This window comes from Pontimicrobium sp. MEBiC06410 (genome assembly GCF_053601615.1).
In genome coordinates, this window is record NZ_JBSHNT010000139.1 from 38,500 (window position 1) to 51,434 (window position 12,935).

At 34.0% G+C, this 12,935-nt stretch carries 4 protein-coding genes; 3 read left to right on the forward strand and 1 reads right to left on the reverse strand.

Annotated features, from left to right (window positions below; genetic code table 11):
• Positions 1-20: 20 nt before the first annotated feature.
• The 3 genes from ACVC08_RS03540 (at position 21) to ACVC08_RS03550 (ending at position 11,350) form a co-directional block, all read left to right on the forward strand.
• Positions 21-5,369 (forward strand): LamG-like jellyroll fold domain-containing protein, encoded by a 5,349-nt coding sequence (locus ACVC08_RS03540; RefSeq protein ID WP_452601011.1) that lies wholly within the window; start codon positions 21-23, stop codon positions 5,367-5,369.
• 281 nt (positions 5,370-5,650) lie between these two features.
• Entirely contained in the window at positions 5,651-10,114 is a 4,464-nt protein-coding gene (locus tag ACVC08_RS03545) for a LamG-like jellyroll fold domain-containing protein (protein ID WP_452601012.1), read from the forward strand.
• 159 nt (positions 10,115-10,273) lie between these two features.
• Positions 10,274-11,350 (forward strand): AAA family ATPase, encoded by a 1,077-nt coding sequence (locus tag ACVC08_RS03550; RefSeq protein ID WP_452601013.1) that lies wholly within the window; start codon positions 10,274-10,276, stop codon positions 11,348-11,350.
• A gap of 69 nt (positions 11,351-11,419) precedes the next feature.
• On the opposite strand, the gene hisS is transcribed toward ACVC08_RS03550, so the two are convergent.
• Positions 11,420-12,817 (reverse strand): histidine--tRNA ligase, encoded by a 1,398-nt coding sequence (gene hisS / locus ACVC08_RS03555; RefSeq protein ID WP_452601014.1) that lies wholly within the window; start codon positions 12,815-12,817, stop codon positions 11,420-11,422.
• Between the last annotated feature and the right edge of the window lie 118 nt (positions 12,818-12,935).

Genomic DNA, 12,935 nt, shown 5'->3' on the forward strand with positions numbered 1-12,935 from the left:
CCAATCAAAGCTACCTGCTTATGAAAACTTTTACCCTCAAAAAAGATTTACATAATGTAAATTTAAAACGTACAATGTTATTAATTATAATAGCATTTTCATTTCAATTTTCTAACTCTCAAAACGCCTCTGTAGACCTTTCTATAACTTGGCCTAATTGGTCATCAGAAAATAGAGTGGAAATATATGACCCTTCGGGCACACTAATAACAACTATAGATAATGGATACTCAGGACTATACAATGATGCCTATTCCACAACATTAGACCTAGGTTGCATGCCTACAGGTAATAACTACTACATAACAATGTATGACACCTATGGAGATGGCTGGAATGGCGCTTCAAACATTACTATAAATGCTGGAGGAGTTACAACGCTAACAAACTCTGGAGCTAATGCAAGCGCAGCTGGTTATACTTTATACTTTAATGTAACTGGAAGTTGCTCATGCACAACCTTCGTAAACACTTTTCCATATACAGAAAGTTTTGAATCTGGCACAGGTTTATGGACCCAAAATGCTTTTGATGGGTTTGATTGGACTAGAAATACAGGAGGAACTATATCCTCTTCTACTGGCCCAAATAATGCTTCAGATGGCGCATATTATATGTATACAGAAGCATCCTATAACTATAATAATTATGCATACCTAGAAAGTCCTTGTTTTGATTTAACATCAATGTCTTCTGCATTATTTACTTTTTATTACCATATGTATGGAAACAGTATGGGAACTTTAAATGTAGATTTAAGTACAGATGGAGGCTCTACATATCCAACCAATTTATGGTCACAAACCGGACAAGTACAAACTAGTAATGGTGCTGCTTGGAATCTTGCAACTATAGATTTAAGTGCATATATAGGGCAAACTATTAAAATTAGGTTTTCTGGAACTACAGGTGCAAATTACACAAGCGATATGTCTATAGATGACATCTCATTAACCACAATAAGTACACCGCAACCCGAAATAGAAGTTACAGGAAATGGCAACTCTTTTACTAATGGAGATTCTACACCAAGTATTGCAGATTATAGCGATTTTGGAGCTTTAAATGTAGCAGTAGGCTCTATCACAAATACATTTACCATTAACAACCTAGGTACTTTAAATTTAGACTTAACTGGAGGCGCACCTTATGTAACTATTACAGGAACAAATCCAACCGATTTTACCCTAACTGCATCTCCCACCACCCCAATTCTTCCTGGAGGTAGTACTAGTTTTGATATTACTTTCGATCCTACAGCAAATGGTGTTAGAACAGCTATAATTACAATAGCAAATAATGACACAGACGAGAACCCATTTACTTTTTTAGTTGAAGGTTTTGGTGGTGTACCAGTCATTGAAGCGCCAGGTGGAGTAACTGCAAATTTAGAATTATGGTTAAAAGCAAACGATGGAGCAGGAACAACAGATGGGCAACCCTTAACAACTTGGTACGATCAAGCAAATGCTAATGATGCCACCACACCTAATCCTGGACAAGAACCAACCTATAGAGACAATCCAAATTACAATGTAAACTTTAATCCTGTAGTAGACTTTGAAAACAATTACAATAATGCGCCCGTAGATTACACCTATTCAGATACTACAAGAGACATTATGGCTGGAGCATCTGGATATTACTCAGACGATATTTATGTAGTGCTTATACCAGATATTAATACAACATCTGCTACACCAAGTATGGATATTTTCTGTGCCGACTCAGACACAAGCACACAAGCAACAGATGGTACTGGCATAGGGTTTGGAGCCTATTCTATAAGATATGCTGGCGAAGTACTCTCTTTTGCACATGGTACTACTCCTTCAGGTACAACCCCTGTTAACAATAGAGGGTATGGTGTTGCACAAGTTAACAACACCTCAAATTATGATAACGCTGGAATAATAAATGGGCGCCATAACACATCAAACAGCGCTTACGAGTTACTTTATAATAGTAACAATGTTGTAAATACAGAAGTAGGTGTCCCACAATTCGGAACTGTAAATAACGCTAATTATTGGCTAGGAAGAAGTGAAGGCTATAAAGGGAGTTTAGATGGCAGAATTGTAGAGCTAATTACATTCTCTGCTAGAAATTCCGATGGAGTAGATAGAGACAGAATAGAGTCCTATTTAGCAATTAAGTATGGAATTACACTTGGAGTTAATGGAGTTAGCCAAAACTACTTATCCTCCGATGGAAATATAATCTGGGATGTTTCTGCGAATGCTGGATTCAATTATGATATAGCTGGAATTGGTCGTGATGATAATTCTGAATTAAACCAAAAACAATCAAAAAGTGTTAATCATAGTTCTATAGTTGCCATATCTCTAAGTAATACAGAATTAACAAACAACTTAAACATTAATGGCTTTAGTACAGATAGAGAGTTTTTAATATGGGGAAATGATGGAAATGACACAAACTCTTCAGCAACCTCTATTACTGTAAGTTTAGGACCTGCTACAATTACTACAGTAACAGATGTAATGAATAGAAAATGGAAAATAAATGAAACGGCTGGAGACGATATTGGAACTGTAGAAGTTTCTGTATTCGAAACAGATTTAGCAGGGCTTCCGCCTTTAACAGGAAATGATGCTTATGTAATGCTAGTAGCTGACGATGCTAATTTTTCAACAGGTTTACAAACTGTATTTTTAGACCCAAGCACTTTTAATGGTTTAGCTACTAGAGAAGGAACTTACGATTTTGATGGCACTAAATATTTTACTTTTGGTGTTGCACATGAAGAAGTAAGAACAAGACACTTAGGCTTCGACGGAATAGACAACTATACCTTAGTTGGCGACAGAATAGATTTAGCAGGTAGTTTTACAGCTTCTGCATGGGTAAAACCAGATGGAGATAATGCGATGTCATCAGATAAAACTATTGTTGCAAAAAACAATGGCACATCTGGTTATAAGTTTTTCATTACAAATGGAAATATTGTTAGCTTTTCTGTGGGCAATACTCCAGCAGACAGAATAGATTCGAATACAACTTTACCAGATAATATTTGGCATCATGTAGCTGTTACCTACGATGGTACAACCGCTAATTTATATATAGATGGTGTTTTAGACACAACTAAAACCATGACCTCTCCTACTCCAAACGGAGCAGCTTTTGCAATTGGAGCAATTTATGTAAGTAAATCTAATATACAAGACTTCTTTAAAGGAGACATTGATGAAATACGTATATGGGACACAGCTCTTACCACAAATCAATTACGCTATGTAATGAACCAAGAGTTAGAAAAAGCAGTAACCGTTGTAAACGGAGCAGTAGTACCAAATACCATTACTAAAAATGAAATAGAAGTTGTTAATTGGACTAATCTTTTAGCCTACTATAACATGAACTCCTATATAGGAACACATTTAAATGATGTTTCTGGAAATGGAAACAGAGGAAGCTTAACCGATCCAGATCAGTTTACTTTAGAATACCAATCGTCTCCTTTACCATACAGCTCTCTAGCAGATGGTGACTGGGACACAGCTACAACTTGGCAGAATGGAGGAGAACAATACATTCCAGGATCTCCTTCAATAGTAGACCCAAATATTACTGTAGATTGGAATATAATTAGAACCAACCATAATATAACTATGGATAATACTTCAAGCCTTCCTAGTACAAATAAAGATGTAAGAACTGTATTAAGTTTAATGATTGATACTAATGAGGTTGAAATTATTGGAGATAATGCAACAGATACAGGAAATGCTTTAACAGTAACACATTATTTAAGTATTGATGGAAAATTAGATTTAGAAGGAGAATCGCAATTAATACAAACAACAGGAAGTGATTTTAATCCAGCTAGCTCTGGAACACTAGAAAGAGATCAGCAAGGTACTCAGGATTTATTTACCTATAACTATTGGTCTTCTCCAGTGGGCGTAAGTAATACAACTACAAACAATAATAGCTATACAGTACCCGATATTTTTAATGACGGAACAAACCCAGCAGCCCCAGGACCTATAAACTTTCTTACTACCAGTTACGATGGTACATTATCACCTTTAGGAATAGCCGATTTCTGGATTTGGAAATATAGTAATGATGCCACAAGTTACTACAACTGGCAACACGTAAGAAGTACTGGAACCTTACTAGCTGGAGAAGGATTTTCTATGAAAGGCATTAATAATACTAATGGAAATGTTGCATTAGAACAAAACTACACCTTAGAAGGAAAACCTAACAACGGAGATATAACACTTCCAATAACAGCAGGAAATTCTTACTTAGTTGGTAACCCTTATGCTTCGGCCATAGATGCACACCAGTTTATTCTGGATAACGCACCAGTTATTGAAAACGCAGGAGCAACCTCAGGAACACTATACTTCTGGGAACACTGGGGAGGTGGTACACATGTTACCGCAGAATACCAAGGAGGTTATGCAACCTACAATTTATCAGGAGGAGTACCAGCAGCTACGCTTGGAAACAATACATTAGGAAGCGGAGGTACACCTACTAAATTACCAGGACGTTACATTGCAGTAGCACAAGGTTTCTTTGTAGGTGGAGAAGCAACGGGAAATATTGTATTCAATAATGGACAACGAGCATTTCAAAAAGAAGATATAACAAACTCTATTTTTGTTAAAAACACAGCTAGCAACATAACAACCACTAGTGGAGATGAAAGATTAAAGATTCGTCTTGGCTTTAGTTCTGTAAATGAACTAAACAGACAATTACTAGTAACAGTAGATACTAATGCTAGTTTAGGTTTAGATTATGGCTATGATGGAGAACATACAGAAACACAAATGGACGATATGTATTGGATGATGAATGATAAAAAATACGTAATACAAGGTATAAATACTATTGAAGACTCTACAATACTACCTATAGGTGTTCATACAAACACTACAGGCATAAACACTTTTAAAGTAGATGAATTAATTAATGCGCCTAATGATCTTGAAATCTATATATACGATACAGTAACAGAATTATATCATGATGTAAAAACTAATGATTTCTCTATAAATTTAGAAGCAGGAGAATATCTAGATCGTTTCGAGTTACGCTTCTCTAATGACAATGTACTAAGCGTAGAAGGTGTTGAAATTAATAATGATATACTATTTTACTTTGCAAATAACAATAAAACTATAGTTATTGAAAATCCTAAGTTAGAAAATATAAAATCTGTTGAATTATTTAATGTATTGGGTCAATCTATTATAAAAATTAAAAACGAGACTAGACCTCAAGAGTATATTGAATTTGAAACTGCAGGAATAAGCACAGGAAATTACATCTTAGAGCTTAAAACTGAGACAGGTAAATTATCAAAAAAAGTGCTGATTGAGTAGTTAATTGTAGCCTCAAATCTATAATACAACAACAGTAACTTTCTAAATCCCAAAACTTTATGTTTTGGGATTTTTTATTCTCAAAAACTTTAACATAAAAAAATTAAAGACTAACGTAAGCAAATTGTAATGTATTCGTCTTAAATAGGGTAAACGCTTTAAACATAAAAAGTTAGAGTATAACATAAAAAAGCACTAGGCCACGTGTTTTTTCTAAAACTCTCTTTAAAACCTCAATAGATAAGTTTAAAAGAAAGTAATTAACCCAAAAATTTGCTACCATGAAAAAAATTACTCCTACGGGTATCATGACTACTTATGCCCAAAAATTACTGCTTATTTTAATTTTAACACTACTATCCAATAGCATACAGGCACAAAATTCCTCTGTAGAAATCTCTGTAAACTGGCCTAATTGGTCCTCAGAAAACAGAGCCGAAATATATGACCCAAGTGGTGTTTTAATAGCTACTATCGATAATGGATTTACCGGGGGTATCAACAACTCTTTTTCTACAACACTAGACCTAGGATGCCTACCAAATGGTACAAATTACTCTGTTATTTTGTTAGATAATTTTGGTGATGGATGGAATGGCTTTTCTTCAAATATTACTATACAATCGGCAGGAATAACGGTGTTATCTAATTCAGGCAATTCAGCTTCACCAACCGGAGTAACATTAAATTTTAACGTATTTGGAAACGATTGCAATAATACGCCTACAGAAGGACCAGGAGGCATCACTACAAATATTGGTTTATGGCTAAAAGCAGATCAAGGTGCAGGTACAAATGATGGGGAAGCGGTTTCCTTATGGAGCGATCAAGCAAATAACAACGATGCAACTGTAAATGTTCCTGGCCAAGAACCGACCTATAGAGACAACCCAAATTTTAATGTTAACTTTAATCCTGTAGTCGATTTTGAAAACAATCCTTCAACTGCTGGATTAGATTTTTCATACACAGATACAGATAGAAATGAAATGCAAGGTGCAGCAGGATATTATTCAGACGATATTTACCTTGTTATTATTCCAGACACTAATACAACTTCAACAACACCAAGTATGGATATTTTTTGTTCAGATTCTAACACTTCAGAACAAGAAACTGATGGTACTGGAATTGGATTAGGCCGCTATTCCATAAGATTTGAAAATGAAGTATTAGCCTACGCACACGGTACAACCCCAAACGGGTCTACACCTGTAAATGGTAGAGGTTATGGAGTAGCACAAACAAGTAGCACTATTAATTACGATAATGTAGGGATTATAAATGCCAGACATAATAACAACAATACTAGATATCAACTATTATATAACAGTGAAAACGTAGTTAATACACAAGTAGGCGTACCACAATTTGGCACTATAGATAATGGGAAATACTGGCTAGGGCGAAGTGAAGGGTTTAATGGTAGTCTAGACGGTCGCATACTTGAAGTTATTTCTTTTACAGCAAGAAATAATCAAGCAAATCGAAATAAAATTGAGTCTTATTTAGCCATTAAATATGGCATTACACTTGGAGTTAATGGAGTAAGTCAAGATTATGTAGACTCTAACGAAACTACAATTTGGGATGCCTCTGCAAATACAGGATACAATTTTGATATTGCAGGAATAGGACGAGATGATAATTCCTTATTAAACCAAAAACAATCCAGAAGCGTTAATAATAGTGCAATAGTCTCTTTATCCCTAACAAACACAGAGTTAACTAATAGTTTAAATACCGAAGAGTTTACTACAAATAACAATTTTTTAATGTGGGGAAATAATGGTTTAGACACCAACGCATCTGCAAGCTCTATAGTAGTAAATTTAGGGCCAGCAACAGTTACCACAGTTACCGACATGATGAATAGAAGCTGGAAAATAACAGAAACACCTTCTAGTAACATTGGCGAAGTAGAAGTTTCTGTTTTCGATACAGACTTTGCTGGATTACCTCCTTTAGTTGGTAATGATGCCTATGTTATGATTGTTGCTAACGATGAAAACTTTACTCAAGATGTAAAAACAATTTTTATGGACCCTAGCTCATTTAATGGTTTAGCAACAAGAGAAGGTCTATTCGATTTTCATGACACTCAATATTTCACTTTTGGAGTTGCACATGAAGAAATTAGAACAAGACACTTAGGGTTTGATGGTGTAGACAACTTTACATTAATTGGAGATAAATTAGATTTAGCAGGACGTTTTACTGTCTCTGCATGGATAAAGCCAGATGGTTCAAATGCTGCGAACTCTAACAAAACTATAGTCGCTAAAAGCAACGGAATTGAAGGCTATAAGTTATTCCTTACAGATAATAATAAGGTTAGTTTTGCCGTAGGCAATACAGCCTTAGATAAAATTGAATCTAACACAACACTACCCAATAATATTTGGCATCATGTTGCTGCTACTTACGATGGAGTTACTGTAAAACTGTATATAGACGGCATACTAGACAACACTTCAACAATGATAGCTTCAACAGCCAATAATTCTCAGTTTGCTATTGGAGCGCTATATGTAGATAATAGTAATATAAGTAATCACTTTAAAGGAGATTTAGATGAAATACGTATTTGGGACGAAGCACTTTCTTTAAACCAATTACGCTACATTATGAATCAGGAAATTATTAGAAATGGAGATAAAGTAAATGGCGTTATTATACCTAACACAATAACAAAAAACGAGATAGAAACAGTAGATTGGTCCAATCTTTTAGCTTACTACTCAATGAATTCCTACATAGGAACCCACCTAAATGATGTTTCTGGTAACGGAAATAGAGGGAGTTTAGCAAATCCAGACCAATTTACTTTAGAGTTTCAATCCTCTCCTCTACCTTATAAAACTGCCACTAATGGAGATTGGAACAACAACACGACATGGCAAAATGGAACAGACCAATACATTCCAGGTTCGGCTTCTATAGTAAACCCCAATATTACAATAGACTGGAATATTGTTAAAACAGAAAACAATATTACATTAAGTAATAATAATTTACCTATTTCTAATAGAGATAATAGAACCCTTTTAGCCTTATCTATAGAAAATGCACAATTAACAGTTAACGGAAGTAATGATACAGATACAGGAAACGGCTTAACAATTACACATTATTTAAATATTCATGGTAAATTAGATTTACAAGGCGAATCTCAATTAATACAAACAGTTGGAAGCGACTTCGATGCCAATAGCTCTGGAACATTAGAACGCGACCAACAAGGCACTCAAGACTTATATACATATAATTATTGGGGCTCTCCAGTAGGAACTAGTAACACAATAAGTAATAATAACGAGTACACAGTAGCAACGGTTTTAAAAGATGGAACAGACCCTAATAATGTTATAGATATTAATTTTACAGACTTAGGGTTCGATGGTAGTAATGGTTCGCCAATAACCATAGCAGACTTCTGGTTATTTAAATACAGCAACCAAAGCGGTAGTTTCTACGATTGGCAACAAATAAGAAGTACAGGAACAGTACTTGCAGGTGAAGGTTTTACCATGAAAGGCGTAAACAATACAGAAGGCAATGTTGCTTTAGAGCAGAATTATACTTTTGAAGGTAAACCAAATAACGGAGATATTACACTACCTATTACAGCAGATAATGAATACCTTGTTGGAAACCCATACGCATCTGCATTAGACGCCAATAAGTTTATTATAGACAACGCAGCTACAATTACAGGAACAGGTGCAACAAATGGAACATTATACTTCTGGGAACATTGGGGAGGCGGATCTCACGTTACAGCAGAATACCAAGGTGGTTATGCAACATATAATTTATCTGGTGCTGTACCTGCAGCTGCATTAGGAGTTAATACATTAGGAAGCGGAGGTACTCCCACAAAATTACCAGGTCGTTACATTCCCGTAGGTCAAGGCTTTTTTGTAAGTGGAGAAGCTACAGGACATATTGTTTTTAACAATGGACAACGTGCTTTTCAAAAAGAAAATGGAAGTTCTATATTTATAAAAAACAATTCTAACCTAACAAATAATACGACTCCAGAAATAGATAATAGATTAAAAATTAGATTAGGACTAAACTCTGTAAATACTATACGTAGACAAATATTAATTACTGCAGACGAAAATGCAACGGTAGGAATGGATTATGGATATGATGCAGAAAATGTAGAATCTCAAATAGACGATATGTTCTGGATGATTGATGATATTAAATTATCTATTCAAGGAATAAATGTCATTAATGAAAACACCATCCTACCACTTGGACTACATACCAGCGCAGATGGAGATAACACTTTTAAAATTGATGCCTTAGAAAATGTACCTGAAGACTTAAACATTTACTTATATGATTCTGAAACAGAAGTCTATCATGATTTAAGAGCAGGACATGTAACTTTAAATATTTCTGCAGGGGATTATTTTGATCGTTTTGAATTACGTTTTAAAAACAATGAGGAGGTTATTACATTAAGTATAGATGATTTTGAAATTGAAGAAACTGGGATACAATTCTATTTTGAAAATAGCTCTAATAGCATTGTTATTAATAATCCTGAACTAAAATTTATTACCTTTGTTAAGTTATACGATATAACAGGACAAAGCGTTCTAGAATTTAACACTATAGAATTGCAAAACTTTGTAAAACTTAAAACAAACGCGATAGCTACTGGAAATTATATCTTAGAAATTATAACCACAGACAACAGACTATCGAAAAAAGTGTTAATTGAATAACAGTTTCGTTTTAAGTTAAAAAGAAACCCCAAGAATTACTCTTGGGGTTTTTATTTATGTAGCGTTTAACCAGCTTCCTACTTATTTAATAAAAATAAATGATTAAGTTTACCATATATTTCTATTAGAAAAAGCAATCATTTTCAAAAAACAGATTACATGTCTAAGTTACTTCAAGCATTCGACTCCTACAATGAATTTGAACGCACTTCGTTTTTTACACTATTATACAATGAGCTATCATCTATACTAACCTTAAAAACACCTTTAGAAGAATCTAAAAAAAATATAGCTAAAGTTCTAGATCTTATAAGCCTAGACACAAATAATTACGAATTAGTCTTTAAAGCATGGAATACAGAAGATTCTAGCAATGCAGATTATAGTAAAGATTTTCCTTTCCAAATGCTTTATAAAAGCAATACTAAAAAGTGCTTAATATGGATTACTCTGGAAAATGATATGCTAGATGTAGAGTTCCTTTATGATTGTAAAGACCTTGAACTAGAACAATGGATTATAAACACAAACCATAAGTTAAGACAAACTTTTGGCCTCTCTAAAAAATCGACATTTAAAGTATTAATTAAATCTCATTCTCATTTTGACACTGAAGATGTTAGAACAGAAAACATAGATTTAGACATAAAAAGTAACTATAATGATGATTTTGCAAACACGCATAACACGATTTCTGAAGCAATACAATCTAAACAATCTGGGCTAATACTACTACATGGTATTCCTGGAACAGGCAAAACAACATACATAAAGAGTTTAATTAGTAATCACAATAATTTAAATTTCATTTTTATCCAGAATGAATTTGTAAATAATCTTCTAGATCCCGATTTTATTTCGTTCTTATTACAACAGCGAAACGCTATACTCATTATTGAAGATGCCGAAAAAGTACTAACATCCAGAGAGCAGTCTAATCAAAACTCTGTAGTGTCTACCATTTTACAATTAACCGATGGTTTGTTTAGCGACTATCTAAACATTAAAGTTATTTGCACTTTTAATACCAGTTTATCTAAAATAGATACAGCATTAATGCGTAAAGGAAGACTAATTGCTATGTATGAGTTTAAAACACTTACGCTAGAAAAAACAAACAACTTGTTAACCGCTTTAAAACTTAAAAATACAGATAAAGGACTTACTATTTCTGATATTTACAACTATACAGACGCTAACTATAATAATTTAGAACGTAATAAAATTGGGTTTTAAAACTCATAGAAAACAAAAAAACTCCCAAAATATTATTTTAGGAGTTTTTATCATTTTATTTTAAAACGCTTATCCTTTAACAGAGACTATTAATTCTTCTAACGAAACTTTAGATTGCTCTCCTAAGTTCATATTCTTTAAAGTGTACACATTAGCATTCATTTCTTGCTCACCTACTAAAACTACAAAAGGAATTTCACGCTTATTAGCATAATTCATTTGCTTTTTCATTTGTTTACCCGATTTTCCCATATCTGGATATAATTCAGCATTTATTCCAGCTTCTCTTAGAGTTTTTATAGCTTTTAAACTAAATAACGCCTCTTTATCTCCAAAGTTTATAAATATTACCTCGGTACTTTTTGTAATGGCTTCAGGGAATAAACCTAACTCTTCTAGGACTAAATAAATACGATCTAAACCAAAACTAATACCAACACCGCTAACATCTTTAAGCCCGAAAATACCCGTTAAATCATCGTAACGACCACCGCCTCCTATAGAGCCCATTTTTACACCTTCTGGAGCAGAGACTTCAAAAATAGCACCTGTATAGTAATTTAAACCACGAGCTAAAGTAACATCCAGTTGTAAGGTTGCAGTTTTTAAACCTAAGGTTGAAATGGCGTCATTTATAAATGCTAATTCTTCAATTCCTTTTTTACCGTCTTCAGAAGTACTTAAAATGTCTTTTAAGCTTTCTATTTGAGAACCAAATTCACCCGAAATACTAAATAAAGGTTGTAATTTATCTATGCCTTCTTGCGGGATTCCTTTGGTTAGCATTTCTTCTTTAACCTTCTCCTCTCCTATTTTATCAAGTTTATCTAAAGCAACAGTAAAATCAATTAATTTATCGCTTGCTCCAATCACTTCAGCAATACCCGATAAAATTTTACGATTATTTATTTTTATGGTTGTGCCTTTTAAGTTTAAAGTAGAAAACACATTATCATACAATTGCACAAACTCTACTTCTTGCCACAACGACTTAGAACCTACAACATCTGCATCACACTGATAAAACTCTCTAAAACGCCCTTTTTGTGGTCTATCTGCTCTCCAAACTGGCTGTATTTGGTAACGCTTAAATGGGAAACTAATCTCATTTTGGTGCTGCACTACATAGCGTGCAAAGGGCACTGTTAAATCGTAACGTAATGCTTTTTCTGAAATATATTTCGTTAACGTATTACTATTTCTCTCTACATATTCAGCCTCAGAAATAGCTCCTTTTTTAGGGTTTAAATAATCTCCTGAATTTAAAATCTTAAAAATTAAGCGATCACCTTCTTCTCCATACTTCCCCATTAAGGTTGAAGAGTTCTCAAAACTTGGGGTTTCTATAGGCTGAAAACAAAACTTCTGAAATTCTGATTTTATGGTGCTAAATATATAGTTACGCTTTGCAACTTGCTCTGGATTAAAATCTCTTGTGCCTTTTGGCGTGCTTGGTTTTTGTGCCATAATATTTCCTGCGTAGGCAGAAATCTGTTTAATGTTTATCCTCTTTATTTTATTACACTTCAACTACATTCAATGTGACATTGCGTTTTGAAGTGGATTCCTGCCTGCGCAGGAATGA

What these genes read in the sequence shown, in the direction of transcription:
- ACVC08_RS03540 (WP_452601011.1), top strand. Translation starts at nt 21, where the DNA reads ATGAAAACTTTTACCCTCAAAAAAGATTTACATAATGTAAATTTAAAA.
- ACVC08_RS03545 (WP_452601012.1), top strand. Translation starts at nt 5,651, where the DNA reads ATGAAAAAAATTACTCCTACGGGTATCATGACTACTTATGCCCAAAAA.
- ACVC08_RS03550 (WP_452601013.1), top strand. Translation starts at nt 10,274, where the DNA reads ATGTCTAAGTTACTTCAAGCATTCGACTCCTACAATGAATTTGAACGC.
- hisS (WP_452601014.1), bottom strand. Translation starts at nt 12,817, where the DNA reads ATGGCACAAAAACCAAGCACGCCAAAAGGCACAAGAGATTTTAATCCA.